This is a genomic window from Micromonospora sp. NPDC005252, from assembly GCF_042872475.1.
Lineage (GTDB): Bacteria > Actinomycetota > Actinomycetes > Mycobacteriales > Micromonosporaceae > Micromonospora.
Genome location: NZ_JBIAKN010000003.1, coordinates 372,980 through 397,815 on the forward strand (window position 1 = coordinate 372,980; position 24,836 = coordinate 397,815).

Annotated in this window: 26 protein-coding genes and 3 tRNA genes; 13 read left to right on the forward strand and 16 right to left on the reverse strand. The window is 72.0% G+C overall.

Annotated features, from left to right (window positions below; all coding sequences use genetic code 11):
• Positions 1 to 164: 164 nt before the first annotated feature.
• Complete coding sequence (locus tag ACFYPH_RS11320) at positions 165 to 1,991, reverse strand: carboxypeptidase-like regulatory domain-containing protein (RefSeq protein ID WP_355064648.1); 1,827 nt, start codon at positions 1,989 to 1,991, stop codon at positions 165 to 167.
• 352 nt (positions 1,992 to 2,343) lie between these two features.
• Between ACFYPH_RS11320 and ACFYPH_RS11325 the strand changes: the two genes are divergently transcribed.
• The 5 genes from ACFYPH_RS11325 (at position 2,344) to amcA (ending at position 7,025) form a co-directional block, all read left to right on the forward strand.
• Positions 2,344 to 2,667 (forward strand): sterol carrier family protein, encoded by a 324-nt coding sequence (locus tag ACFYPH_RS11325; protein WP_354853900.1) that lies wholly within the window; start codon positions 2,344 to 2,346, stop codon positions 2,665 to 2,667.
• Between the two features lie 168 nt (positions 2,668 to 2,835).
• Entirely contained in the window at positions 2,836 to 4,374 is a 1,539-nt protein-coding gene (gene purF / locus ACFYPH_RS11330; RefSeq protein ID WP_354853477.1) for an amidophosphoribosyltransferase, read from the forward strand.
• 61 nt (positions 4,375 to 4,435) lie between these two features.
• Positions 4,436 to 5,590, forward strand: coding sequence for a phosphoribosylformylglycinamidine cyclo-ligase (purM, locus tag ACFYPH_RS11335; protein WP_354853480.1), 1,155 nt, complete (start codon positions 4,436 to 4,438; stop codon positions 5,588 to 5,590).
• Positions 5,591 to 5,716: 126 nt separating this feature from the next.
• Positions 5,717 to 6,820: a cyclophane-forming radical SAM peptide maturase AmcB gene (amcB, locus tag ACFYPH_RS11340; protein WP_354853903.1), complete on the forward strand. Its 1,104-nt coding sequence runs from the start codon at positions 5,717 to 5,719 to the stop codon at positions 6,818 to 6,820.
• On the forward strand, positions 6,789 to 7,025 hold the full coding sequence (amcA, locus tag ACFYPH_RS11345) for a multiple cyclophane-containing RiPP AmcA (RefSeq protein ID WP_354853483.1): 237 nt from the start codon (positions 6,789 to 6,791) through the stop codon (positions 7,023 to 7,025). The genes amcB and amcA overlap by 32 nt, the downstream gene beginning before the upstream one ends.
• A gap of 143 nt (positions 7,026 to 7,168) precedes the next feature.
• On the opposite strand, the gene ACFYPH_RS11350 is transcribed toward amcA, so the two are convergent.
• Positions 7,169 to 7,384, reverse strand: coding sequence for a DUF3073 domain-containing protein (locus tag ACFYPH_RS11350; RefSeq protein WP_007454329.1), 216 nt, complete (start codon positions 7,382 to 7,384; stop codon positions 7,169 to 7,171).
• A 307-nt stretch (positions 7,385 to 7,691) separates the two neighbouring features.
• Positions 7,692 to 8,774, reverse strand: coding sequence for a Glu/Leu/Phe/Val dehydrogenase (locus ACFYPH_RS11355; protein ID WP_387181017.1), 1,083 nt, complete (start codon positions 8,772 to 8,774; stop codon positions 7,692 to 7,694).
• Positions 8,775 to 8,968: 194 nt separating this feature from the next.
• Here ACFYPH_RS11355 and ACFYPH_RS11360 point away from each other — a divergent pair, with 194 nt between their 5' ends.
• Complete coding sequence (locus tag ACFYPH_RS11360) at positions 8,969 to 9,808, forward strand: hypothetical protein (protein ID WP_234583169.1); 840 nt, start codon at positions 8,969 to 8,971, stop codon at positions 9,806 to 9,808.
• A 250-nt stretch (positions 9,809 to 10,058) separates the two neighbouring features.
• Positions 10,059 to 10,268: a BldC family transcriptional regulator gene (locus tag ACFYPH_RS11365; protein ID WP_007073996.1), complete on the forward strand. Its 210-nt coding sequence runs from the start codon at positions 10,059 to 10,061 to the stop codon at positions 10,266 to 10,268.
• Between the two features lie 66 nt (positions 10,269 to 10,334).
• On the opposite strand, the gene ACFYPH_RS11370 is transcribed toward ACFYPH_RS11365, so the two are convergent.
• Positions 10,335 to 10,724 carry a PPOX class F420-dependent oxidoreductase gene (locus tag ACFYPH_RS11370; protein ID WP_234583170.1) on the reverse strand — a complete coding sequence of 130 codons (390 nt, stop codon included), beginning with the start codon at positions 10,722 to 10,724 and terminating at the stop codon, positions 10,335 to 10,337.
• A 54-nt stretch (positions 10,725 to 10,778) separates the two neighbouring features.
• On the opposite strand from ACFYPH_RS11370, the gene ACFYPH_RS11375 reads away from it, so the two are divergent.
• Entirely contained in the window at positions 10,779 to 11,558 is a 780-nt protein-coding gene (locus ACFYPH_RS11375) for a methyltransferase domain-containing protein (RefSeq protein WP_355134087.1), read from the forward strand.
• A gap of 45 nt (positions 11,559 to 11,603) precedes the next feature.
• Here ACFYPH_RS11375 and ACFYPH_RS11380 read toward each other — a convergent pair whose 3' ends face one another.
• Entirely contained in the window at positions 11,604 to 11,906 is a 303-nt protein-coding gene (locus tag ACFYPH_RS11380) for a hypothetical protein (protein WP_354853497.1), read from the reverse strand.
• Positions 11,907 to 12,085: 179 nt separating this feature from the next.
• On the opposite strand from ACFYPH_RS11380, the gene ACFYPH_RS11385 reads away from it, so the two are divergent.
• Both ACFYPH_RS11385 and ACFYPH_RS11390 read left to right on the forward strand, forming a co-directional pair.
• Positions 12,086 to 12,943, forward strand: a complete 858-nt coding sequence (locus tag ACFYPH_RS11385) for a 3-hydroxyacyl-CoA dehydrogenase family protein (RefSeq protein WP_354853500.1) — start codon at positions 12,086 to 12,088, stop codon at positions 12,941 to 12,943.
• A 28-nt stretch (positions 12,944 to 12,971) separates the two neighbouring features.
• Entirely contained in the window at positions 12,972 to 13,715 is a 744-nt protein-coding gene (locus tag ACFYPH_RS11390) for an enoyl-CoA hydratase/isomerase family protein (RefSeq protein ID WP_355134089.1), read from the forward strand.
• Between the two features lie 66 nt (positions 13,716 to 13,781).
• On the opposite strand, the gene ACFYPH_RS11395 is transcribed toward ACFYPH_RS11390, so the two are convergent.
• Positions 13,782 to 15,125, reverse strand: a complete 1,344-nt coding sequence (locus ACFYPH_RS11395) for an ABC transporter substrate-binding protein (RefSeq protein ID WP_355134091.1) — start codon at positions 15,123 to 15,125, stop codon at positions 13,782 to 13,784.
• 155 nt (positions 15,126 to 15,280) lie between these two features.
• On the opposite strand from ACFYPH_RS11395, the gene ACFYPH_RS11400 reads away from it, so the two are divergent.
• Positions 15,281 to 15,670: a hypothetical protein gene (locus tag ACFYPH_RS11400; protein ID WP_354853507.1), complete on the forward strand. Its 390-nt coding sequence runs from the start codon at positions 15,281 to 15,283 to the stop codon at positions 15,668 to 15,670.
• A 52-nt stretch (positions 15,671 to 15,722) separates the two neighbouring features.
• Here the strand turns inward: ACFYPH_RS11400 and ACFYPH_RS11405 are convergent, their stop codons facing one another.
• On the reverse strand, positions 15,723 to 16,172 hold the full coding sequence (locus tag ACFYPH_RS11405; RefSeq protein ID WP_355134093.1) for a hypothetical protein: 450 nt from the start codon (positions 16,170 to 16,172) through the stop codon (positions 15,723 to 15,725).
• A gap of 126 nt (positions 16,173 to 16,298) precedes the next feature.
• Here ACFYPH_RS11405 and ACFYPH_RS11410 point away from each other — a divergent pair, with 126 nt between their 5' ends.
• Positions 16,299 to 17,003 carry a DUF2786 domain-containing protein gene (locus ACFYPH_RS11410; RefSeq protein ID WP_355134095.1) on the forward strand — a complete coding sequence of 235 codons (705 nt, stop codon included), beginning with the start codon at positions 16,299 to 16,301 and terminating at the stop codon, positions 17,001 to 17,003.
• Positions 17,004 to 17,007: 4 nt separating this feature from the next.
• On the opposite strand, the gene ACFYPH_RS11415 is transcribed toward ACFYPH_RS11410, so the two are convergent.
• Positions 17,008 to 17,529, reverse strand: a complete 522-nt coding sequence (locus tag ACFYPH_RS11415) for an SRPBCC family protein (protein WP_354853515.1) — start codon at positions 17,527 to 17,529, stop codon at positions 17,008 to 17,010.
• Between the two features lie 163 nt (positions 17,530 to 17,692).
• On the opposite strand from ACFYPH_RS11415, the gene ACFYPH_RS11420 reads away from it, so the two are divergent.
• A complete protein-coding gene (locus ACFYPH_RS11420) occupies positions 17,693 to 18,943 on the forward strand; it encodes a hypothetical protein (RefSeq protein ID WP_387181024.1) in 1,251 nt (416 codons plus the stop codon).
• Between the two features lie 295 nt (positions 18,944 to 19,238).
• Here ACFYPH_RS11420 and ACFYPH_RS11425 read toward each other — a convergent pair.
• The 8 genes from ACFYPH_RS11425 to ACFYPH_RS11460 all read right to left on the reverse strand — a co-directional run bounded on the left by ACFYPH_RS11425 (position 19,239) and on the right by ACFYPH_RS11460 (position 24,825).
• Positions 19,239 to 19,312 (reverse strand) — tRNA-Phe (locus ACFYPH_RS11425).
• A gap of 99 nt (positions 19,313 to 19,411) precedes the next feature.
• Positions 19,412 to 19,485 (reverse strand) — tRNA-Asp (locus ACFYPH_RS11430).
• 31 nt (positions 19,486 to 19,516) lie between these two features.
• A tRNA-Glu gene (locus ACFYPH_RS11435) sits at positions 19,517 to 19,589 on the reverse strand.
• Positions 19,590 to 19,743: 154 nt separating this feature from the next.
• Positions 19,744 to 20,547 (reverse strand): polysaccharide deacetylase family protein, encoded by an 804-nt coding sequence (locus tag ACFYPH_RS11440; protein WP_355064658.1) that lies wholly within the window; start codon positions 20,545 to 20,547, stop codon positions 19,744 to 19,746.
• Positions 20,548 to 20,621: 74 nt separating this feature from the next.
• On the reverse strand, positions 20,622 to 21,566 hold the full coding sequence (locus ACFYPH_RS11445; RefSeq protein ID WP_354853906.1) for a MerR family transcriptional regulator: 945 nt from the start codon (positions 21,564 to 21,566) through the stop codon (positions 20,622 to 20,624).
• Positions 21,556 to 22,176: an isopentenyl-diphosphate Delta-isomerase gene (idi, locus tag ACFYPH_RS11450; RefSeq protein ID WP_355064660.1), complete on the reverse strand. Its 621-nt coding sequence runs from the start codon at positions 22,174 to 22,176 to the stop codon at positions 21,556 to 21,558. The genes ACFYPH_RS11445 and idi overlap by 11 nt, the downstream gene beginning before the upstream one ends.
• Positions 22,173 to 23,654 (reverse strand): phytoene desaturase family protein, encoded by a 1,482-nt coding sequence (gene crtI / locus ACFYPH_RS11455; RefSeq protein WP_354853527.1) that lies wholly within the window; start codon positions 23,652 to 23,654, stop codon positions 22,173 to 22,175. The genes idi and crtI overlap by 4 nt, the downstream gene beginning before the upstream one ends.
• 28 nt (positions 23,655 to 23,682) lie before the next feature.
• The gene (locus ACFYPH_RS11460; protein WP_387181029.1) at positions 23,683 to 24,825 is read right to left on the reverse strand and encodes a polyprenyl synthetase family protein; all 1,143 of its coding nucleotides are present in this window, start codon (positions 24,823 to 24,825) and stop codon (positions 23,683 to 23,685) included.
• Positions 24,826 to 24,836: the final 11 nt, after the last annotated feature.

Here is a 24,836-nt window from a genome sequence, read left to right on the forward strand (position 1 = left end):
AACTCGGTTTCCGGGAAGTCGGTGTGTCGAGGTAACGCGGACAGCCCGCCTTCCTGGAAGACGAGTTGATCACGCTGGAGGACCGGGCGACCAGCGCCCGCAACGGAACGGCCGCCCGGAGATCCGGGCGGCCGTTCTGCCGTGCTGCGGTGCCGTGGTGCTGGTCAGTCGTCCAGCCAGTCGAGGCGTCGGCCGCCCCGCTCGGTGGGCGGCGGCCCGTCCGGCCGGGCCCGGCCACCCTGCTGTTGGCCGTAGCCGGCCTGGTCGTAGCCCCGGTCGTCGTAGGCGCCGCGTTGCTGCGGGGCTTCCTTGCCGTAGCCGCCCTGGTCGTACCCGCCGCCCTGCTGCTGGCCGTAGCCGGCCTGGTCGTAGCCCCGGTCGTCGTAGGCGCCGCGTTGCTGCGGGGCCTCCTGGCCGTAGCCGCCCTGGTCGTACCCGCCGCCCTGCTGCTGGCCGTAACCGCCCTGGTCGTACGCGCTGGTCTGCTGGCCGTAGCCGCCAGCCGGCTCCGCCGCGCGACCGCCGCCGTACGGGGCCGTCGGATCGGGCTGGCCGTAGCCCGGATCCTGCTCCGGCTGGTAGACGCCGGTGGCGTACGGGTCGGCCGGAGCCGGGTACTGGGTGCTGTCACCGGTGTAGCGGCCGGTCGGCTCGTCGAAACGCTCGCCGTAGCCCGCCCCACCGGCGGGAGCGGGCGGGTAGCCCGCGCCACCGGCCGGGGCGGTGTAGTCACGGCTGCCGTAGCCGCCACCCGGGGCGGCAGCGCCGCCGTAGCCCGCGCCCGAGCCGGGTGCGGCACCGTAGGGGTCCCCCGCCGGGCCGGCGCCGTAGCCGCCCTCCGGCGTTGCCGCCGTGCCGTAGCCGCCGCCCGAGGACGGCGCGTTGCCGTAGCCACCGGCGCCGTAGCCGCCCGGAGCGGGCTCGTCGCCGTAGCCGGTGCCACCCCAGCCCTGCTGGCCCGCCGCGCCGTAGGGCTGCGCTGGCGCTCCGTACGGGTCCGGCGGGACGTCGTCGACCACCGGGCGGTGCATCATCGTCGGCGCCTCGCTCAGCGCCGCGCCGCCGACCATGGTCGGGTCGGGACCGCCACCGGCGCGGTTGACCACCCGGGTCTGGTCGTCAGTCCCGTGGAAGGCGCCCCGGGCCGCAGGCACGGCGCCAGCCGCGCCAGCGGTCGCCGGCTCGTCATCGTCGTCGCCGTTCTCGCGGCGCTTCATCCAGAGCAGCACGATCGTGCCGACGCCGGCCGCGACCAGCAGGCCGCCGAGCAGGATGATCAGGTACGACCCGAAGCCGCCGCCGTCGTCCTCGTTGGCGGCGTTCGCCGGGGCGCCCGGGCTGGCCGCCTCGGACGGCTGCTCCTCGCCATCCTCCTCGGTCGCCTCCTCGGTGGGGAGGGCCTCGGCGGTGGCGGACGGCGTGGCGCTGGGCGTCACCTCGACCTTGATCTCCAGGCTGATCCGCTGGCCGGTGATGGACTGCCCGGCACTCGCGGTGAAGTTCTTGAACGCCTTGATGTTGTCGGAGGACGCGCCGAGGTCGATACGCCCGGGAGCGATCGGAGCGGAGGTGCTTCCGGTGAAGCGGAAGTTGCCGCTGCCGTCGCTCAGGGCGTCGTAGCGGTGACCGGCGCTGTCCTGCAGGACGACGAAGGCATTCGGCACCGCGGTGTTGTCGGCCTTCTTGACCACCTTGCCGGACACCGACTTCACGGTCTGCGTCTGCTGCGGCGTCGGCGGCGGTGCAGCCTTGGCCGTGAGGTTGACCGTGGTCGAACCCTGTCCGTTCCCGAGCCCAGCACTGGCCTTGACGGTGATGCGGGCAGACCCGTTCGAAGCGTCGTCCGCCAACCTGAACTTGGCCGTGTAGGTCTTGGCCTCGGTCACGTTGCCCTGCGAGCAACCCTCAATGCACTGAAGCTTGGGATTGTCGGAGCTGACAGTGACATCGGTGGGAACGACCGGGTCGTCGAAGCTGAGCGTGTAACTCACTGTCGTCTCGCCGCCCGCTTGAACGGTGCCTGGGGAGGCTGAGACGTTTGTGACCTTGGGCGCGGCCATCGCTGGTGTGGCGGGGACGGCGAGCAGAGCGCCGGCAACCAGCGCTACGACCACACCGGCCCGCTGCTTCCAGGCACGTCGGTGTGTTGACACGTCCACCGCCTTCCGGGCTGACTTCCCTTGACCGGCGGGGCGCCGGGCCGGGGATCATCACGGTACGAATACGCCGTCGGCCACTATGCCTTGTCTGACTGGATCGGCGCGACCCAGGGCCAGCGTCGAGTGCTTCACCTGTGCGTCGTATCGTCCCGTCGTGTCCTCTCCGCACAGTAAGTCCGCCGCCGTGGCGGCGGCTTTGTCGGCGCTTGACGAGGGGCGTACGCCCGAACGGCCGGTACTCCGGGAGGCGGTCCGGTCCTTGTTGGCCGTCCTCGCGGAGCGCGCCCCCGGCCGATCGGTGGAGGTGCGCGTCCCACCATACGGTGCGATCCAGTGCGTTCCCGGTCCTCGACACACCAGGGGAAACCCGCCGAACGTGGTCGAGATGTCCCCGCAGACCTGGTTGGGGCTGGCCACCGGCCGGATCGCGTGGGCCGAAGCGGTCACCGATGGTCGCGTTCAGGTGAGTGGCATCCGGGCGGACCTCTCGGCGTACCTGCCCCTCTAGCTGCGCGGATGTCCGAGTGATCGTGACTCTCGGCAGGGAAATCGTGACTATCTGTATCGACGGCGACTCGCGTACACTGTCAGGCGACGACAGTGGTCCCGGCCGAGGAGTGTGGATCCGCACCGTGATCCCCGCCAGGCCGGTCCAGACCAGCATGAGGGAGCGGTAGTGCCCCGAGGCGACGGCCGGCTGAGCCACGACCTTGACCCCCAACGACCCGGCCCCCAGGACGCCTGCGGCGTCTTCGGTGTCTGGGCCCCCGGTGAAGAGGTCGCCAATCTGACCTACTTCGGCCTCTACGCCCTGCAGCACCGTGGCCAGGAGGCCGCAGGCATCGCGGTGAGCGATGGCTCGGGCGTGGTGGTCTACAAGGATCTCGGCCTGGTGGCCCAGGTCTTCGACGAGCCCACCCTGGCCAGCCTGCGCGGCCACCTGGCGATCGGCCACGCCCGCTACTCCACGACCGGCGCCTCCAACTGGGAGAACGCCCAGCCGACCATCCGGTCGACAAGTTCCGGCACGACCATCGCGCTGGCCCACAACGGCAACCTGGTCAACACCGCCGAGCTGGAGAAGGAGGTCGCCGAGCGCGGCCTGGTCGCGGACGGCTCGACCAACGACACCTCGCTGGTGACCATGCTGCTGGCCAGCCATCCGGACCTGTCCGTCGAGGCGGCCGCGCTCGAGGTGCTGCCGCAGCTGCGCGGGGCGTTCAGCTTCGTCTTCATGGACGAGTCGACGCTGTACGCGGCCCGCGACCCGCACGGCGTGCGCCCGCTGGTGCTCGGCCGGCTGGAGCGTGGCTGGGTGGTGGCGAGCGAGACCGCCGCGCTGGACATCGTCGGCGCCAGCGTGGTGCGCGAGGTCGAGCCCGGTGAGCTGATCGCGATCGACGAGGAGGGGCTGCGCTCCACCCGGTTCGCGTCGCCGGAGCCGAAGGGCTGCCTCTTCGAGTACGTCTACATCGCCCGCCCGGACGCCACCATCGCCGGGCGCAACGTGCACGCGGCGCGGGTGCAGATCGGTCGTCAGCTGGCCAAGGAGCACCCGGTGGAGGCCGATCTGGTCATCCCGGTGCCCGAGTCCGGCACGCCGGCCGCGATCGGTTACGCGGAGGCGTCCGGCATCACCTACGGCGCGGGCCTGATGAAGAACCCGTACGTGGGCCGCACCTTCATCCAGCCGTCGCAGACCCTGCGCCAGCTGGGCATCCGGCTCAAGCTCAACCCCCTGCGGCAGAACGTCCGCGGCAAGCGGCTGGTGGTCGTGGACGACTCGATCGTGCGCGGCAACACGCAGCGGGCCATCGTGCGGATGCTGCGCGAGGCGGGGGCGCTGGAGGTGCACGTCCGGATCTCCTCCCCGCCGGTCAGCTGGCCGTGCTTCTACGGCATCGACTTCGCCACTCGGGCGGAGCTGCTGGCCAACGGGTTGGACAACGACGGCATCCGGCGTTCCATCGGCGCCGACACGCTGGGTTACGTCTCGCTTCCTGGCCTGATCGCCGCGACCGAGCAGCCGAAGACCCGGCTGTGTCGGGCGTGTTTCGATGGGGAGTACCCGATCGAGCTGCCGGCCGGCAACCTGATCGGCAAGCACGTCCTCGAAGGGGTGGGCCGCCGGGTCGCCAACGCGACGCCGGAAGCCCCGGACAGCTTCGGCCCGCTCGTCGCCACTCCGGGTGGCGTGACCGCAAACCGCCCGTAGCACCAACCGGCGCGGCCCGGCCACCGCCGGCGCGGCACCGAGAACCACAAAGGGGAGAACCGTGACGCACGTGTCCGAGCGCAGCGGCGCAGGAAGCAGCCCGACCGGCGCTGGCGGCGACCACCAGCCGTGGACGGGCGGTGCTGGCCGTCAGGCCCGTAAACGCTCGGTCTCGTACGCCGACGCCGGGGTCTCCATCGACGCGGGTGACCGCGCGGTGGAGCTGCTCAAGTCGAAGGTGCGCCAGACCCGTCGCCCCGAGGTGCTGGGTGACCTCGGCGGCTTCGCCGGCCTGTTCCGGCTGGACACGAAGAAGTACAAGAGCCCGATCCTGGCGTCCTCGACCGACGGTGTGGGCACCAAGCTGGTGATCGCCCAGCAGATGGACATCCACGACACGGTCGGCATCGACCTGGTCGCGATGGTCGTCGACGACCTGGTGGCCTGTGGCGCCGAGCCGCTGTTCCTGCTCGACTACATCGCCACCGGCGAGGTCGTTCCGGACAAGGTGGCCGAGATCGGCGCGGGCATCGCCGACGGCTGCCGGTACGCGGGCTGCGCGCTGCTGGGCGGGGAGACCGCTGAGCACCCCGGTGTGCTGCGCCCGGACGAGTACGACATCTCCGCCACCGGCGTGGGCGTGGTCGAGGAAGCCGACATCCTCAGCCCCGAGCGGGTCGAGGTGGGCGACGTGGTGATCGCGATGCGCTCCTCCGGCCTGCACTCCAACGGCTACTCCCTGGTCCGGCACGTGCTGCTGGGCGCGGCCCGGATGCGTCTGGACATCGTGATCGACGATTTCGGTCGGCAGCGGACCCTGGGTGAGGAGCTGCTTACCCCGACCAAGATCTACGCCAAGGACTGCCTCAAGCTGATCGCCGAGGCCGACGTGCGGGCGCTGTCCCACATCACCGGCGGCGGCATCCCCGGCAACCTGGTCCGGGTGCTGCCGGAGCACGTCGACGCGGTGGTCAACCGGTCCACCTGGAAGCCGCAGCCGATCTTCGACCTGATCCAGTCGAAGGGCCGGATCGACGACCACGACATGGAGTCGACCTTCAACATGGGTGTCGGCATGTTCGCGATCGTCTCGGCCGAGGACGCCGACCGTGCGCTGGCCACCCTGACCGGCCGTGGGGTCGAGGCGTGGCAGGCTGGCGAGATCATCGAGGGCACCGGCAACGTGCAGATGGTCGGTCAGCACACTCGCGGATGATCACGCTCCGGTGATCGTACGGGCACCTGATCAGGGCTTCACCCGAGTGGCCAGTGCCGCCTAGCCTGAAGGGCTCAGGCTGGGCGGAGGAGGGTGATGGCTGCGGGGGAACTGTCGTTCAGCGGGATGCGCGGTCTGGCCGCGGTCCCGTCGTACGTCGTCATGCAGCCGACGACCCTCTGCAACCTCGACTGTGCGTACTGCTACCTGCCGTTTCGGGCCGCTGACCGGCGGATGTCGGTGCCGGTGGCCGAGGCGGTGGCAGCGGCGGTCAACCCGTGGGCGGCGGCCGGTCGCTTTTCCGTCGTGTGGCACGGCGGCGAGCCGCTGGCCGCCGGTCGGGAGCACCTGGCCGACCTGATCGCGCCCTTCGGGCCCGAGGTCGAGCACCACGTGCAGACGAACGCCACGCTGATCGACGACGAGTGGTGCGCGTTCTTCGCCCGGCACGAGGTGCGGGTGAGTGTGAGCGTGGACGGGCCCGCCGAACGCAATGGCGACCGGGTCAACCGTGGCGGTCAGCCGGCGTACGACCGGATCCTGCGCGGTGTGGCGGCGCTGCGCCGACACGGGCTGCCCTTCTCCGCGCTGGCCGTGGTGTCCCGGCCGGCGCCGGGGCTCGCCGCCGAGTTGTACGACTACTTCCTCGGGCTGGGCTGCGACGTGCTGGGCATCAACATCGAGGAGACCGAGGGCGTCAACACCCGCGACAACAGCCATGACGCGGCGGCGGTGACGGCGTTCTGGGCCGAGTTGGTGTCGGCCTGGCGCAAGGAGCCCCGGATCCACCTTCGCGAGGTCGAGTGGTCGCTGCGGTACGCGGCGGCGGTGCTCGACGGCGCGGCGGACGGCGTGTTGCCCCGTCGGTTGGACCCGATCCCGACCATCGGGCACGACGGCTCGGTGACCGTGCTCTCCCCGGAGCTGGCCGGGTTCACCGATCCGCACTACGGCGACTTCAGCAGCGGGAACGTGCTGGCCACTCCGTTGGCCCGGATCCTGACGGACGCGGCGTCGACGCCCTGGGTGGGCGAGTTCCTGGGGGGCGTGGAGGCGTGCCGGGCGTCCTGCCCGTACTTCGGCTTCTGCGGCGGCGGTCATGCCGCCAACCGTTACTTCGAGCTGGGGCGTTTTGACGGTACGGAGACCGAGCACTGCCGCAACAGCAAGATCCGCCTATTGGAGGGAGTGTTGGAGCATGCCCGAGACCACCAGTCACCGGCGGCCTGAGCGCGAAGCGGACGACGCCCCGGACGGAGTGACCAAGCGGGTGCGGGAGGCCGCCCCCGGGCTCGTCGCGCTGCTTCAGGAAGCCGAGGACGCGCGGCGGCTGCGGGCGGAGGTGTCGGGCGGAGACGGCGTCAGCGCGGTCTGCGCCTGGAACCACTTCGAGAACATCCCGACCTTCTACAACTGGAACAACCGCCCGCGCTGAGGCCGACCGTGATCAGGGGCCTGTCGGCCGGTCGGAGTGACCTCCGGCCAGGGCAGGCCCCTGATGATCGGCACCGGTCTCGCTCCCGATGGGCACATGCGTGAGCACGCGGGGGTCACCGCGTGCTCAGCTGCGTCGAGAGGTCAGCGGGTCGGTCGGACCCAGGGATCCGGGTCGTCGTCCGCGTGATTCTCATCATCGTCGTCGACGAACTCTTTCGAGTCGTCGTCGAAGTGGTGCTCAGACTTACCAGCACCCGCCAGTTCGCGCTGCAAGGCGGTGAGGTCGGTGTTCGGGGAGTGGTACTTCAACTCCCGGGCCACCTTCGTCTGCTTGGCCTTAGCACGGCCGCGCCCCATGGCTCGACCCCCTCGCACAGAATGCGGGGCAGCCCGAAGGCGGGCCCCGATGACGTCAGGCATCTCTCGTGGCTCTTACGGTACATGGGGATGCCATCGTTCGGCACCTCGGGTTACCGTCGGCCGGCTCTGCGCGTCGCGGCGATCCGGCCGTCACCCAGTGTACCTGGTAAGGAGCGGAACGAAGAGCACCCGTGACACCGGACAAAACACGCCAAACTTGACCCGGCCTCAGCTTACCGAGTCGGACCGGCGCGGGAGGCCCGGAGGCGGATCTCGGTCGATCCGCCTCCGCCTCCGGCAGGGGTCAGCGCAGGTAGATCGTGCGCAGCCGACCGACCTCGGCCATCCGCCGCTCGGCCAACCGGTCCGCGGCGACCGCCGGCGGCACGCCCTCGGCGTCCGCCAGGTGCAGGATCTCGCGGGTGGTGTCGTAGATCCGGGTGGCCCGCAGCTTCGCCCGCTCGAAGTTGAAGCCCTCGATCTCGTCGGCCACCTGGATCACGCCGCCGGCGTTGACCACGTAGTCCGGGGTGTAGAGGATGCCCCGGTCGGCCAGCAGCTTCTCGATGCCCGGGTGCGCGAGCTGGTTGTTCGCCGCCCCGGTCACCACCTTCGCGCGCAGCGCCGGCACCGTGTCGTCGTTCAGCGCGCCGCCCAGCGCGCACGGGGCGTACACGTCGATGTCCGCCGCGACCAGCGCGGTGGCGTCGTCCACCAGGGTGACCTGCGGGTGGTTCGCGCGCACCCAGGCCAGGGCCTTCGGGTTGACGTCGGTGGCGACCACCTCCGCGCCGTCCTCCAGCAGGTGCCCGGTCAGGTACTTGCCGACCTTGCCGAGGCCCGCCACGCCGACGCGCCGGCCACGCAGGCTCGGCGTGCCCCAGACGTGCTCGGCGGCGGCCCGCATCCCCTGGAAGACACCCCACGCGGTCAGGATCGAGGAGTCGCCGGCGCCGCCGTGCTCGACGCTGCGGCCGGTCACGTACCGGGTCTCGCGGGCGATGATGTCCATGTCGGCGACGTAGGTGCCGACGTCGCAGGCGGTGTAGTAGCGGCCGGCCAGCGACTCCACGAAGCGGCCGTACGCGCGCAGCAGCGCCTCGCTCTTGATCTGCTCCGGGTCGCCCCAGATGACGGCCTTGCCGCCGCCCAGGTCCAGCCCGGCGAGAGCATTCTTGTACGCCATCCCGCGGGACAGGTCGAGCACGTCGGCGAGCGCGTCGTCCTCGCTGTCGTAGGGGTAGAAGCGGGTGCCGCCGAGCGCGGGCCCCAGCGCGGTGGAGTAGATCCCGATGATCGCCTTCAGGCCGCTCTGTTTGTCCTGGCAGAAGACGACCTGTTCGTGACCGGTCGATACCGGGTCGTCGGTGCTCGCGAATACGCCCATGACTGGCTCCTACGGTGGTGTGCGTTCCTTGTGGGACGCGGACCTGGTGGACCCCGGCGGGGATGCTGCCGGTGCGGTCGAGCCTAGTATCGGCCGCCGAGCGGCCGCCCGACGTGCCGGCGTCATCTCACGTTGCGGCGCGCGTGGTCCGGCCGCTGGGCCCGTACGGGTGCGGTTCGTGGGAGGATCGCGCGGTGCCGTCGCTCTTCGCTTCTTACCTGCGCGTGTACGAGCCGCTGACCGCCTTCGACCGGGACCGGCAGAGCTACTGGCGCCGCTACGTCTCGGAAGGGCGGGCGGTCGCCCCGGTCGAGGGCCCCGGCCGCCAGCGGACGGCGGTGATCGAGGCGCTGGGCGCGGGCTGGACCCGGCTGCCCGACCTGCCCGAGGAGGCGTACGTCCTGGAGACGGACGACGGCCTGCTGGTCTGCCCCTGGAACCTGCGCATCCGGGTCGCCGAGGCGGCGCTCAACGCCCGGGACGGGGTGCCCTCGGTGCTCGCCGACGCGTTCGTGCCGCCGGTGCTCGCCGGGCAGGCCAGGGCGGTCGTCGACGACTGGCGCAGCGGCGCCCGGGTGCTGGAGCACGGTGTGCCCCGGGTGCACGAGCAGATCGCCACCTGGGGCGTGCCGCTGCGGTGGTTCGTGCTCTTCGACCCGGCGGAACGGGACCTGGTCACCGAACCGGGCCGGCGGGCGCTGCGCTACCGGACGGAGATCTCCAAGGCTCGTCGCCGATCGTCGCGGGCGCTGTCGGTGCTGCGTAAGTCGGTGGGCGAGGCGCCGATCACCGAGGCGGTGGAGGAGGCGGCCCGCTGGCTGGAGGAGTTCCACCCGCGCTCGGTGGTGGAGCTGGACTACGGCGGCCTGGTCGCCCTGCTCTCCGACGAGACCCTCGCCGCGGACGACTCGCCGGAGCTGGTCGCCGGTGGCCTTGCCGGGCTGTCGCGCGGCGAGGCCGAGGAGGCGTCCGCCGCGTACGACAAGTTGGTGGCCCGGTGGCGTGCCGTGCAGCTGCTGGAGCGGTGCAACTAGGGCATTTCACCCCAGAAGCGCTCCCAAGGCGAGGTGCGCTCGTAGTTGACGCATCACGAACCGTGATCATGAGTCCGAATAAGGTAGTTTCTGCTGTGTAAAAGTCGTAAAAATCGGGCATGGTTCATCCGTCCGTCTAGGGACCTTCATCCGTTCGGCCCATGTCGGACATCGGGGACTAGCCGGACCATGGGAGACGCGTCGGCCGGCGGGACCCCGGCCGATGTCTATACATGTGGAGGAGTGACCGATGGCATCGCGAACGCACGAACCAGAGCCGCTACTCACACCGGCCGAGGTGGCGTCGATGTTCCGTGTCGACCCGAAGACGGTGACCCGGTGGGCGAAGGCGGGCAAGCTCAGTGCCATCCGCACCCTGGGTGGCCACCGTCGATACCGCGAGTCGGAGGTCAGGGCGCTGCTGCAGGGTCAGATCCCGCAGCAGCGGCAGGGCGACTGAGCCGGTACGAGTTTTTCCGACAAAGGGCGGTGGATCTCGATCCGCCGCCCTTTGTCGTGCCCGCCCTCAGCGCTGCCCCTCGGTCAGCGTGACCCGGATGCCGACCGTGCCGCCCTCGCCGCGGCGCAGCCGGCTGCCGAGCAGGCTGAGGCGGCCGATCAGCCGGTACTTGTGCTTGAGCAGGTCGCGCACCCGGCCCGTGTCGCGGCCACCATAGAGGGTCGCGTGGGCGGGCACCTCCGCCCCGTGCGGCCGGCCCCGGACGTCACACGGGGCCACGGTCACCTCGCCGTTGTGGCGGATCCGCTTCACCTTCCCCGAGTCGGCCCGGGTCCAGACGGCCAACGCGTCTCCGTCGCGGACCGCCCAGACCGGGGTCGGCACCGCCCGACCGTCCTTGCGGAAGGTCGTGAGCAGAAGATATTTCTCGGCCGACAGCCGGTCCAGCGTGGTCACGCCGCCAGGATACGGCCGCCGCGGGCCAATCAGTGGCCGGATAGCGTGAACCCCGTGACGGGGGAACCTCTAATCGGTGACGTGGTCGGCGAACTGCTGCGGGACGCGCTCGCCGTGGCCACCGGGGTCGGGCCCCGGCCCATGGTCGGCGGGCGGCTGCCCCGGCCGGTCATCGAGATCATCGAACGGGACGACGGGCTGATCAACGGCGCTCCGGCCGCGCACTACCTCGACGGGCCAGCCGACTGGCAGCCGTACGACCACCGGGCCGTCGACCGGGCCCGGGGCGAGACGCTGGACGTCGGCACCGGGGCCGGCCGGATCGCGCTGCTGCTCCAGGAGCGTGGCGTGCCGGTCGCCGGGCTGGACACGTCGGCGGGCGCGCTCGCGGTCAGCGGGCGTCGCGGCGTACGGCGGCTGGTGCACGGCACGGTGGACACGCACGTCGCCGACGGGCAGCGGTACGACACGTTCCTGCTGCTCGGCAACAACCTCGGGCTGTTCGAGGGGCGGGAGCGGGCGCCAGTGTTCCTGGCCGCGCTCGCCGCGCTGGCCCGACCGGGGGCGCAGATCATCGCGCACGGCACCAACCCGTACGGCACCCGCGACCCGCTGCACACCGGCTATCACGAGCGCAACCGCCGCCGGGGCCGGCTCGGTGGCCAGCTGCGACTACGGCTGCGCTACCGGGAACTGGGCACCGAGTGGTTCGACTATCTGGTCTGCTCGCCGGACGAGTTCGCCGAGCTGGTGCACGGCAGCGACTGGCAGCTGACCGATGTGGACGACCGCGACGCCCCCTACTACCTGGCCACCCTGCGCCTCGCCGGCTGACCGGAAAGGGGGACCCTCGTCGGAGGGCCCCCCTTTTTCGGCAGATCAGACCTGGACGGTCGGGGGCAGCTGCTCGGGCGGGAGGCCGCCATCGCCGTCGACCACCTCGTCGGGGGTGCCGTCCTCGTCGATGTCGACCATGGTGATGTCCACCTTGCCGTCACCGTCGGTGTCGAACTGGAACAGGTCGGCCTTGCCGTCGCCGTCGGTGTCCACCACCCACACGTCGGTCTTGCCGTCGTTGTTGGTGTCGGCGCGCAGCAGGTCGACCCGCTCGTCGCCCCGGGTCTCCACGGTCTCGGAGTTGGTGCTCTCCCCGGTGGTGACGCTCTCCGGTGCCTGGCTCATCTCGATGCGGTCCTTCCCTTTGGGTTGACAGGCCGTACGTACCCGATCGCGCGCTCCCCCAAGCCTGGGCGGGTTCGTCGTGCTGTTTAGGGTCGCACCATGAGCGAGCGGAGCGGGCCGAGCACCCGGGCCGGCGTGGCGGGGACCCCGCGCGCCACCGGGGCGGACAGGGAGGCGTGATGAACGATCGTTTCGTGGTCGTCGGTGCGGGCACGATGGGGCTCGGCATCGCGTACGTGGCGGCCGGAGCCGGGCACGCCGTCGAGCTGGTCGAGGTGGACCCGGCCCGGGGCGCGACCGCGCTGACCCGGCTCGCCGACCTGTGGGAGCGGGCGGTGCAGCGCGGCAAGCTGACCGCCGACGAGGCCGCCGCGAACCGGGAGCGAGTGACGCTGCGCCCGAGCCTCGCCGAGGTCGCCCCCGCTCCCGGGGTGCTCGTGGAGGCGGTGCCGGAGCGGCTCGACCTCAAGCGGACGGTGCTGCGGGACGCCGCCGCCCTGAGCCCGGCCCTGCTCGCGAGCAACACGTCGAGCATCGCCATCGGCGAGTTGGCCGCGGGCCTGGACGCGCCCGAGCGCTTCCTCGGCCTGCACTTCTTCAACCCGGTCTGGGCGATGGCGCTGCTGGAGATCGTGGTCGGCCCGGCTACCGCCGAGGAGACCACCGCGGCGGCCGTCGCGCTCGCCGGCCGGCTCGGCAAGGACCCCGTCGTCGTACGCGACCTGCCCGGCTTCGCCACCTCCCGGCTCGGGGTCACCCTGGGGCTGGAGGCGATCCGGATGGTCGCCGACGGGGTGGCCAGCCCGGCCGACATCGACAAGGCGATGGTGCTGGGCTACCGACACCCGATCGGGCCGTTGGAACTCACCGACCTGGTCGGCCTGGACGTGCGGCTGGACATCGCCCGCACCCTCCAGGCCGCGTACGGGGACCGCTTCGCGCCGCCGGAGCTGCTGGTGGAGATGGTGGCCGCCGGCCGGCTGGGCAAGAAGTCCGGGCACGGCTTCTACCACTGGGACGGCGGGGTCAAGCGGTGAGCGCGGTGGTGAACGGAGGGTGGGCACGGTGAGCGGTCTGCGGATCGAGGAGCGGCCGGATCGGCTCGTGGTGACGCTGGCCCGGCCGGAGAAGCGCAACGCCATCGACGCCGACCTGATCGCCGAGCTGCACCAGGTCTGCGCCGAGCTGGAGGCGCACCCCCGACTGCTGCTGTTGACTGGTGGCGCGGAGGGCGTCTTCGCCGGCGGCGCCGACATCGGTCAGCTCCGCGAACGAGGCCGCACGGACGCGCTGGCCGCGATCAACTCGGCGGCCTTCGCCCGGATCAGGGCGCTGCCGATGCCGAGCGTGGCCGCCGTCGACGGCCCGGCGTTGGGCGGTGGCGCGGAGCTGGCGTACGCCTGCGATCTGCGGGTGTGCACGGCGCGGGCGGTCTTCGGCCAGCCGGAGGTGCGGTTGGGCATTCTGGCCGGCGCGGGCGCGACCCACCGGCTGCCCGCCCTCATCGGCGAGGGCCGGGCCAAGGAACTGCTGTTCACCGGCCGGCGGGTGGACGCCGCCGAGGCGCTGCGCATCGGTCTGGTGAACCGGGTGGTGGACGAGCCCGGCGACCTGCTGACGGTGGCGCACGGGCTGCTCGACGAGATGGCGCAGGGCTCCCCGCTGGCGTTGCGCCTCACCAAGCTGGCGGTGGACGCGCCCGCCGCCGCACATCCGCAGCTCGACCTGGTCAGCCAGGCGGTGCTCTTCGAGGACGAGGAGAAGCACCGCCGCATGACCGAGTTCCTGGAGCGCCGCCGAGCCCGCTGAGGCGGAAACGAAGGACGGCCGCACCGGCTCCGAAGCCGGTGCGGCCGTCGCGGTCCGCGGTGGTGCTCAGTGCCGGATCTGCACCCCGGTGTCGGCGAGGGCCCGGATCACCTGGGCCGACTCACCGAAGCCGATGATGAGGACGGCGTCCGCGCCGAATTCCTTGATCTCCTTCGCGCCACCGGTGAAGTCCACCGGCGCCGCCGAGGCGTCGGCCGGCGGGTCGTACGTGAGCAGCTTGAGTCGGTCGCCGGCGATGCCGGCCTTCTCCAGCTCGTCACGGACGGTGGCCTGGAGGCCCTCACCGTAGGAATCCTTGCGGGCGACGATGACGATCTTCTGCGACCCGTCGCGGAGGATCACGTCGGCCAGCGCCCGACCCTGCAGGCTGTCCGGCGGGGCGGTGCGGAAGTAGAGGCCCTTGTCCTCGACGTCGGTCAGGCTGGAGTCGGTGTTGGACGGCGAGAAGAGAATCTTGCCGGCCCGGACGACGTCCGGCAGCACCTCTCGGGAGATGCCCGAGGCACCGGCGCCGATGATGATGCTGACCCCGTCGGCCACATGCTTGGCGACGGTCGCCTTGGCCACCGTCGTGCTGGTGCCGTCGTCGCCGTCCTTCCACGTCACCGGCTTGCCCAGCGCGCCGCCCGCGGCGTTGATCTCCCGGATCGCCAGCGCCGCGCCGGCCGCCATCGGCGGGTAGGCGATCGCCAGGTCGCCGGTCTTCGGCAGCAGGCCCCCCACGATCAGCGGCTGCTGGTCGTCGGCGTCACCGGGGCGCGCCTTCTTCGCCTTCGGCGGGGTCTTGGTGCTCGCCGCCGACTCGGCGCCCGCGCCGACGAACTCGGTCTTGCCGTCGTTGATCTGCTGGCCGTCGAAGGTCAGCGTGGCGTAGCTCGCGGTGGCCGGCTCACCCTTGTCGGTGAAGCCCGCGCGGGTCAGCGAGACGCTGCGGTACTCGATGTCCTGCCCGGCCCGGGCCAGCGTGAGACAACTGGCCGGGTCCTCGCAGCGCTGACCGTTGTTGGTCACGCCGACGATCTGCTTGGCGATGGCGGCCGGGTCGGTGCTGCCGGCCAGTTGGGCGGCGAGCACACCGATCACGACAGCGTCGTACGTCTCGGCGGCGTAGAGGTAGTCCGTCAGCGCCGGATTGACGGACCGTAGCCGACTCTTGAAGTCGTCGGGCAGCGGGGTGAGCGGCGTGGTCCCCTTCATCCCGTCGACGAGATCGGCGCGATCCTTCAACTCCGCTGGGTAGGAGTTGAGCATGTTGCCGTCCGTGCCGTAGAGGCGCACCTGTTGGGCGCTTCCCTCCTCGGCCTTGTCATCCCCGCAAGCGCTTGTGGCGAGCAGGATCGTCGCGCAGGCGGCCAGTGTGGCTACCCGCGAGCGGCGTGATACGAGCATGGTCGTCCTTCCTCCGGCGAAGGTCCGCTGCGCACATTAGCGTGCCCGGGCCGGCGGCGGGACCGTGGAGGTGGCGAAATGCGCAGGTCGCTCGCGTCGAACACGCAGAGTGACGGAAATGGCGGGCCTTGACCCTCCGTCCTACTGTGCGCTGGGTGACGGACCTACCACAGCAGACGTTCGACGACGCGACCGCCGTGCTCCGCTCGGCGCTGGCCGGCGATGGGGAAGCGGTGACAGGTGCGTTCGACGCCGTCGTCGACCGGGCCGGCCTGCCCGGCGCGTACGGGGTCGCCTGGTGCCTGGCGGCGACGATGGTCGGTGACGCTGCGCCGAGCACCGGATGCGCGCTGGACTTCCCGGGCATCGAGCAGGCGGACTACGACACCCGCTGGGTGGCCCGGTTCGTGAGCGCGTACGCCAACCGGGACGTGCCGACCGGGGAGGCCCTGTTCGGTGCGGCCGCGGCCGACGGGCTGCTCTCCGACTGTCTGCTCACGCTCGCCGGCTCGACGGTCGCCACCCTGCGCAGCCGCGCCGGCTGACCACGCCTCCCGGGGCGCGGCTCCCGTCGGGTGCCGCGCCCGCACGGGCCGCTCAGAAGGCGTGGTACGCGACCAGTGGCTCGTACTCGTAGCGGACGTTCTCGAAGCGGACCCGGAAGTTGACCCCGTCCCGGACGTCGGTCGCCACGGTGACCCAGCCGGAGTTGGCCGGCAGGTAGGTCCAGTAGTTGCAGTTGCCGGTCTTGTCGATGAAGATCACGCAGGCGTCGGTGCCGTACGCGCTGGCGTTGCGCACGTTGATGTCGCGGCACCGGGTTGTGGTGCGGTACGGGCCGGCCTGGCCGCCGTAGCCGCCGGTCTGGAAGAACGAGCGAACCGCCCCGCCGTAACAGGTGGCGAGCGGGGCGAAGAGGTTCGGCCCCGAGGTGACGTCGGCGGGGGCGGCCGGTGCGGCGGCCTGAGCGGCCTGGGCGGGTGCGCCGGTAGCGAGCAGGGCGGCGGCCGTGGCGACGGCGAGCAGGCGGGCGGTCGGGGATGACATGCGTGCCTCCGGAAACAGTTAATTGACCGTCCGTATTGGATGGTCGAGCTGATCGTGACGATGATACTGATCGATCAATGCGATCGTGGTCCCAGATCGTCCGCCGTGTGTGATAGCTCTGGGGGCATGTCCGAGGCCATGCTCAGCAAGGTGCGCAAGCTGCTCGCCCAGGCCGAGGACCCGGCCTGCACACCCGCCGAGTCGGCGGCCTTCACCGCCAAGGCGACCGAGTTGATCGCCCGCTACGGCGTCGACAGGGCGTTGCTCGCCGTCCGGGACCCGACCACCGACCCGGTCGGCGACCGGGTGCTCGACATCGTCGCCCCGTACGCCCGGGACAAGGTGGGCCTGCTCGCCGCGGTCGCGGAGCCGCTGCGCTGCCGCTGCGTCCGTCGCCGGCATGGCAACGGGTTCGCGGTGCACCTGTTCGGCTTCGCCAGCGACCTGGAACGGGTGGACCTGCTCTTCACCTCACTGCTCGTGCAGGCCGCACACGGCCTGGCCGCCACGGCGGTGCCCGCGGACGACCATCCGGCCGCCTTCCGGCGGTCCTGGCTCGCCGGCTTCGCGGAGGTGATCGGGGGCCGGCTCTGGGCGGCCGAGACGGCAGCGGCCGGCGAGTCGGGTGGCCCGTCGGTGGCGCTGGTGCTGGCCGACCGCTCCGACCGGGTGCAACGGCGGCTCACCGAGGAGTACCCGCGACTGCGGACCGCACCGGCACGCCGGCTCGGCGGCACGGGCTTCGGCTCCGGGGCGGAGGCCGGAAACCGCGCACACCTGGGCGGCCGGGACCTGGACAGCAGCCGGGCTGGTCGACAACTCGACCGCTGACTGCTCAGGCGGCTTGTTGGCCGCGTGACACGGTGGCGAGGTAGCGGGTGAGCAACTCGTGCCAGCCCGCCGTCAACGCCTTGCGGTACCCCTCGGCCGCTTCGCCGTGCCGGTCGAAGTGTCGGTGCTCCAGCTCGACCCGGGTCCGTTCCGGACCGTCGGGGAGGAACAGCACCTCGACCTCGCTCGCCTTCGCCGGGTCCGGCACCGGCACCCGGTCCGGACCGAGCTGCCAGGCGAAGACCAGCCGCCGGGGCGGATCCCAGGTGAGCACCCGTCCCCAGTCGGCGCGGAAGCCGTACGGGCCGATCTCGTAGAGCATGCCGCCGGCCCGTGGCTCCATGCCCAGCTCGGCGAGGGCCTCCGGACCGGACCACGTGTACTCGGTGACCCACCAGTCGGTCAGCTCATCGGTGAAGACCGCGAACGCCCGCTCTGCGGAACCCGGGACGAGGAGGCTGCACCGTAAGGAGAACCGCTCCAGGTCCTGCCGGATGTCGGCCGGATCAGTCATCCCCTGTCCCATAGGCCCGGACCATACCGGCTGATGCCTCGGTGTGCAGCTTCGCGCGGTGCCCGGTTCCAGACAGTGGGTTGCCGAGCCGTCACGCACGGGATGCCCCGCCGGAAAGCGGGTAACCGCGCCGAACGGCTCGGACGACCGGGGCGGCGTACGGGAGCGGGAGAGCATGAGCGAGAACGCGCAGCAGCGGAATCCGGACCGGGACGTCGACGCCGGGGACCCGGACGTCCTGCTCGACATCCCGAATGTGTCGGTCGACTCGATCCGGCTGGTCGTGGACGGGCTGGACGCCGACATCTCGCTGCGCGCCCGGTTGGCCAACCTGCTCCAGCTCGACGCCGGCGTACGGGTCCACCTGAACGGCGTCGAGCTGGACATCGACGGGGTGCACGCCGAGGCGCAGCTACGGGTACGCCTGGAGCAGCTGGTGACACTCCTGGGCCGGGCACTCGACACGATCGACAACAACCCGCAGGTCATCGAATCCCTGGCCCGGGCGGGCAGCGGCGCGCTCGACGACGTCAACCGCAGCACCCAGCAGTTGGCCGCCGGCGCCGCCCAGGTCACCGCGCAGGCGCAGCACTCCGGCGTACGCGACGAGCTGGCCCGACAGGCGGGTGTGCCCGGCGCGCTCGGCGACCAGACGCGAGCACGACCCGCCCGCCCGGCGGAGCCTCACCCAACGGAGTCCCGGCCGGCGGAGTCGCGAGCGGCGGAGTCCCGGCCGGCGGAAGCTCAGCGAGCGGAGTCGCGCCCGGCGGAAGGTCAGCGGCCGGAGTCTCGGTTGCAGGGCCGGTGGCCGGTGGACCGGGCCTCCGCGCAGGCGCACCCGACCTCCGCGGGGCAGGGGTTTGAGGGGCAGCGGCCGCCCGAGGGCCAGGACCGGCAGCAACCGGGGGGTGGTGCGGGGGGAGACAGATCCGCTCCGGCTGCTTCGTCGACCGGGAAGCCCGCCGGTCAGCCGGGTGGCTCGCCAACCCCCGGTCCTGGTGAGTCGCGGGCCTCCGGCGGCGGGAATCAGGGCGGCCAGGGTGGCGGTGGTGGCAAACCCGCCGGGCAAGCCGCTGGCGGCCAGGGCGGCGATGGTCAGGGTGGCGTTGGTCAGGGCGGCGATGGTCAGGGTGGCGTTGGTCAGGGTGGTGGTGGCCAGGGCAGCGGCGGGCAGGCCGGTGGTGGTCAGGGCGCCGGCGGTCAGGGAGGCGGTGGCCAGCGTGGTGGTGGTCAGGGCGGCGGCGGGCAGGCCGGTGGTGGCCAGGGTGGCGGTGGTGTTTCGAGTCAGGCGCATGCCGCAGCTCAGAGCGCGGCGCAACTCGCCGAGCAGGCGGGAGAGACCCTGCGGCAGGCCGGGCGCAGTGTGTGGGAGGCGATCCAGGGCGGGATGGCCCAGCACCGTCAACAGGGCCGCCGCGATCAGTGACCAGCGCCCAGCGCGGCCGACGCGGTTGATCGACTCGGGTTCGGCGATATCGCGGTATCCCGGTCGCTGCGATACCCCGATATCGCCGAAAGCGAGTCGATCAAGGGGCAGGCCGGGCGATCAAGGGGCAGGCGGGGCGATCACGGGCCAGGCCGGGCGATCACAGGCCGGGCGGGGGCGATCATGGGCCAGGCCGGGCGATCACGGGGAAAGGCCGGGCGGGCTGCGGCGGAAAAGCAGAACGCCGACCGCGTTTCCGCTGGTCGGCGCTCCTGTAGCCCGGCGAAAGGCTATGTGGCCAGGGGCGGGGTCGAACCGCCGACCTTCCGATTTTCAGTCGGACGCTCGTACCAACTGAGCTACCTGGCCGTGTTGCTCGGCTCATGCTACCCGCCAACCGGATGAACCGCTGGCAGGGTCACCTGCTCCGATACGCAGAACGCCGCGCGAGGCGCGGCGTCAGCGCTGCGGTCCTGACGGGACTTGAACCCGCGACCTCCGCCTTGACAGGGCGGCGAGCACTCCAACTGCTCCACAGGACCTAGCTTGTGTTGCTCCGGCTTGCGCCGGTCGTGCCCCCAACGGGATTCGAACCCGTGCTACCGCCTTGAAAGGGCGGCGTCCTGGGCCGCTAGACGATGAGGGCGGCCCCGCCATCATTGCACATTCGCAACTTCAAGCGGACTTGCTCCCATCCGGCCCCGCCGGAGGCTTGGAAAGCATACGTGATGCCTGGCTGGTCGACAAAACCGGTATCGGTGGAGCCGTCGTGCACCGCATAACCGCAGGTCAGATCCAATCTAGCGGAGGCGGGTGATGCCGAAGCGGTGCTTCAGGTCGGCGATCAGGTGCGGGCAGGCGGCGAGCGTCGCGGCCCGGTTTCCGCCCCCGTCGTGCAGCAGCACGATGGAACCGGGACGTGCCGCGTTGTGGACCCGCTTGGCGATCGTGGCGGCGGTCGGCTTGTCCCAGTCCTGCGGGTCGACGGCCCAGTGCAGCGGGCGCATGCCGAGCTCTTTCGCCACGGCCAGAACCTCCGGTGTCCACCGACCACCGGGTTGCCGGTAGAAGGACACCGGTGTGCCCGGGGAGGCTGCCTGGATGGCCTTGTTGGTGCGGACCAGGTCGGCCCTGATCTCTGCCACCGGTCGGCGGGCGAGGTCGAGGTCGTGCCGCCAACTGTGGTTGCAGAGCTGATGCCCCTCCCGGACGATCCGCCGGATCAGCTCCGGGTGCCGCTGGGCTTCGAGGCCGACGACGCAGAAGGTGGCCGTCACGTGGGCCGACCGCAGTTGGTCGAGCACCTTCGGGGTCCAGGCCGGGCTGGGCCCGTCGTCGAAGGTCAACGCCACGGGGCGTACGCCGGTGGTGCGCCGCAGCCCGGCCGGGAGCTTCGCCGGCAGCGGTCGCAGGGGCGGCTTCGGTGGTTTGGTGTGGGTGGGGCTCGGCGACGGGGTGGGCGTCGGTGTGGGCGGGGCGGTCGGGGTGGTCGACTCGACGGGCTGCGACCCGCCGGCGGCGTGGACGGTGCTGTCTGGCTGAACGCAACCGGACAAGACCAGCACCACGGCGAGGACGGACGCCAGGGCGGCGCGGGCTTGCATCTGTTCGCTCCCGGGGGTCGGGGCAGGCGGACGCCCCGACGGTAGTGGAAGCGAGTGGGGGACCGACAGTCCGGTCACGCCTCCCGCGACTGGTCCAGCGAGTCACGGACCGCCATCGCGAGCGAGACCGCCTCGGCCAGGTCGACCGGCCGGACCACCCCGGCGGGCAGCGTGTCGGCCCGCCAGCCGGGGCCGGCGGCGAGGATCAGCAGCGGGCGGCGGGGCGCCGCGAGCAGCGCGCTGAGCTGGGCCGGGTCGGCCGTGGCCCGGGTGTGTGACCAGAGCACCACGGCGGCCGGGCCGGTGCGGTTGACCGCCTCGACGAGGGCGGCCACCGGCACCCGGGCACCCAGCATGCGGTAGCTCACCCCGGCCTCGGCGAGCGCGGCGGCCAACGCTTCCAGGGGGAGGGTGTGCTGTTCCTCGTCGGCGCAGGAGAGCAGGATCCGGGCGGGGCCGCTGGGCGCGTTGGCCTGGCTGGCTGCCGCGAATGCCTCCGACACGCACCGGGAGACCAGGTGTTCGACCTCGATCAGGCCGGAGGTGGCGGCGTGCCGGTCACCGATGCCGGCGAGCACGGGGCGCAGCAGGGTCTCCCAGGTGGCGACGACGCCGCTGGCGGCGATCGTGTGCGCGATGGTCTCGTTGATCGCCGCGGCGTCCAGGCGCATGGCGGCGCGGGCCAGGCCCCGGGCGGCCGGGCCGGCGCGGCCCACCGGGATGGCGCCGCCACCGTCGCGGCCGGGCGGGCGGATCCGGCTGCGGGTGACGGTGTCCACGGACGTCCGGTCGGGTGCCTGCCGCGCCCACCGGGCCGCCTCGGCCGGGCTCACGCCCTCGGCGGTCAACCGCCGCATGGTTTCGAGGCGGGCCAGATCGGCGGGGGTGTACCGACGGTGGTGGCCGGGCACGTGCTCGCTGGGCCCGAGCCCGTAGCGCTGGTGCCAGGTGCGCAGCGTGGTGACCGCGACCCCCAGCCGGCGCGCGACGGCGCCCGCGCTCAGCGCCTCATCGGCCACCCGACCGCTCCGCCGCGTCATCCGCCGACGATCCGGCCGGGGTCGTGGTCGAGCCGGGGGCGCCCGACGGAGCACCCGAGGGGCGCAGCAGTCGGTTCACCACCCCGCCCAGCCAGGGTGCGTACGACCGGGGGTCGCGGTCGAGTTCGGCCTCCAGGGCGGCCGGGTCGGCCCAGCGCAGCTCGGCCACCTCGTCCGGGTCGGGTCGCAGCGGGGCGGCGGGCAGGAACTCGCCGCGCAGCACGTGGTCGTACTCGAATTCGACGCGACCGGAGGTCGGGTCCTCGGCGTAGTAGACGTAGACGCCCACCTCGGTCAGCTCGACCGGGCCGGTGCCCAACTCCTCCTTCAGCCGCCGGTTGGCCGCCTCGGTCAGCGATTCGCCGGGGCGCGGATGGCCGCAGCAGGAGTTGGCCCAGCGCAGCGGGAAGCGGGTCTTGACCGCGGCCCGTCGTTGCAGCAGCACCTGGCCGTCCGGGTCGATCAGCAGCACCGAGAAGGCCCGGTGCAGTTGCCCCGGCGGCTGGTGGGCGGCGGCGACTGTGGTGTCGCCGCAGGGCTGCCCGCGGTCGTCGACCAGTTCGACGAGGTGGTCCTCGCGGCTCGTCATCGGCCTTCTCCGGTGATCCGGCCGGCGGCCAGCTTGCCGGAGATCAGCACCATCGGTACGCCCACACCGGGCTGGGTGCCGGAGCCGACGAAGACCACGTTCGACAGGTCGCGGTGCAGGTTCGACGGGCGGAACGGCCCGGTCTGGAAGAGGGTGTGCGCGGCGGCGAACGGGGTGCCGGCGGCCATCCCCTGCTCCGCCCACTCGGCGGGGGTGATCGCCTGCAACACCTCGACCCCGGCGCCGAAGCCGACGTACCCGCGCTCCTCCAGCGTGCTGATCAGCTGGTCGCCGTAGCGCCTGGTCAGGTCGCCGCGCCACTCGAAGGGCGCCCGGTCGAGGTTGGGCACCGGCGCGAGCACGTAGTAGGTGTGTCGGTCCGGTGGGGCCACCGACGGGTCGGTCCGGCTGGGGTTGGTCACCAGCAGCGACGGATCGGTCATCAGCTCGCCCCTGCGGATGACCTCATCGAAGGTGCCCTTCCACGCGCGTCCGAAATGGATGTTGTGGTGGGCGATCTTCGCATATCCCTGTCGCGAGCCGACGTGCAGGACGACGCAGGAGGGTGAGTAGGTGAGGCGTCGCGCGGGCGCGGCGGGGAGCAGGTCCCGGTAGGCGACAGGCAGGTCCGGGTTGAGCACCACGACGTCCGCCGGCACGAGCTCGCCGTCGGCGGTGAGCACGCCGGTGGCCCGGCCGTTCGCGGTCTGAACCTGGGTCACCGTCGTGTCGTACCGGATCTGCACGCCGTGCTTCTCGGCCGCGCCGGCCATCGCCCGGGAGACCGCGTGGATTCCCCCGCGGGGGAAGTAGACACCGGCCACCGAGTCGAGGTACGCGATGACCGCGTAGATGGCCAGCGCGTCATGCGGGGCGAGCCCGGCGTACATCGCCTGGAAGGAGAAGATCCGCTGGGTACGCGGGTCCCGGAAGAACTGGTTGATCTTTGTCTGGAGGCGGCGGAAGGCCCCGCCGGTGAGCAGCTTGAGCAGGTTGCCGGTGATGAGGTCGGTGGGCGCGTCCAGGTTGCGCTCGATGAAGTCGGCCCGCTCCAGCCGCCACAGCTCCCGGGCGTAGTCGACGAAGCGCAGGTAGCCGTCGGCCTCCCGGGGCCCGCAGACCCGGGAGATCTCGGCCGCCATCCGGGTGGTGTCGGTGAGCACGTCGAGGGTCGAGCCGTCCGGGTAGTACGCCCGGTAGGCCGGGTCGAGCGGGGTCAGGTCGAGCCAGTCGTGCAGCTCCTCGCCGACCGCCCCGAGCGCCTCGGCGATGAGGTCGGGCATGGTGAGCACGGTCGGGCCGGTGTCGAACTCGTACCCACCCACGGAGAGTCGGCCCGCGCGCCCGCCGGGGACCGGCTCGCGCTCCAGCACCGTCACCTGTCGGCCGCTGCCGGCCAGGTGCAGCGCGCAGGCCAGCCCACCCAGCCCGGCGCCGACGACCACCACCCGGTCCGTCCGTCCCGTCACCGTCCGCACGTGACCACCTCCTCGTGAGAATCGCTCATCAGGCCCGCCGGCTGGTGGCGGCGGCGGCCAACCCGGTCAGCGCGGTACGCGCCGTCCGGTCCACGGGCGCGCTGTCGAGCGCGGCCAGGGCGTCGCCCACCCGCTCGGCGATCATCCGCTCCACCCGGGCCACCGCGCCGGTCTCGGCGACCAGGTCGGCGAGCCGGTCGACCGGCTCGCCGTCGGCCTGCTCCAGTGCTCGGAGCTGGCGGGGAGTGGCCAGTTGGCGAGCCAGCATGAGCAGCGTGGTCGGCTTGCCGGTGCGCAGGTCGTCGCCGGCCGGCTTGCCGGTCGCCGCCGGGTCGCCGTAGACGCCGAGCAGGTCGTCGCGGAGTTGGAAGGCCTCGCCGACGGCCAGGCCGTAGCGGGTGTACGCGGTGACCAGCGCGGTGTTGGCGGTCACCCCGGCCAGGAATGCGCCGAAGAGCAGCGGTCGCTGCACCGTGTAACTGGCGGTCTTGTAGCGGGCCACGCGCAGTGCCCGGTCGACAGACCAGTTGGTCGGGTCGTTCTCGCCGAGCACGTCCAGGTACTGCCCGGCGACGGTCTCGACGCGCATCTGGTCGTAGCAGCGGCGGACCTCGAACAGTCGGGCCGGGGTGATGGTGGTGCGAGCCAGCAGCTTGTCGGCCCAGACCATGCAGAGGTCGCCGATGAGCACGGCGGCCGCCTCGCCGAACCGGTCGGGGTCGCCCCGGTGGCCGGCGGCGACGTGCTGCGCGGCGAGCGCGACATGTGCGGTGGGCCGGCCGCGGCGGGTGGTGGAGGCGTCCATCACGTCGTCGTGCACCAGCGCGAAGGTGTGCAGCAGTTCGAGGGAGGCCAGCGCGGGCAGGACCGGTGGGAGGGGCTCGGTGCCGCCGACCGCCCCGCGCCAGCCCCAGTAGGCGAACGTGGACCGGATCCGCTTGCCGCCGGCCAGCACGGCTTCGCGGGCGGCGGACGCGAAGCCGCCCATGGCCGCGTCGATCTCGGTGAGTGCGTCGACCTCGGCGGTGAGGAAGGTGGAGAGGGTCTCGTCGACCGCCGTGATCAGGTCCTGGGTGTACGCGGCCAGGACGGCGCGGACCGGATCGTCCCTGTCGCCCGGCCCTGTCGGCGCCACACGGGTCGCGTTGCCCGCTACTGCGTCGTTGGCCATGGTGGCGAGCG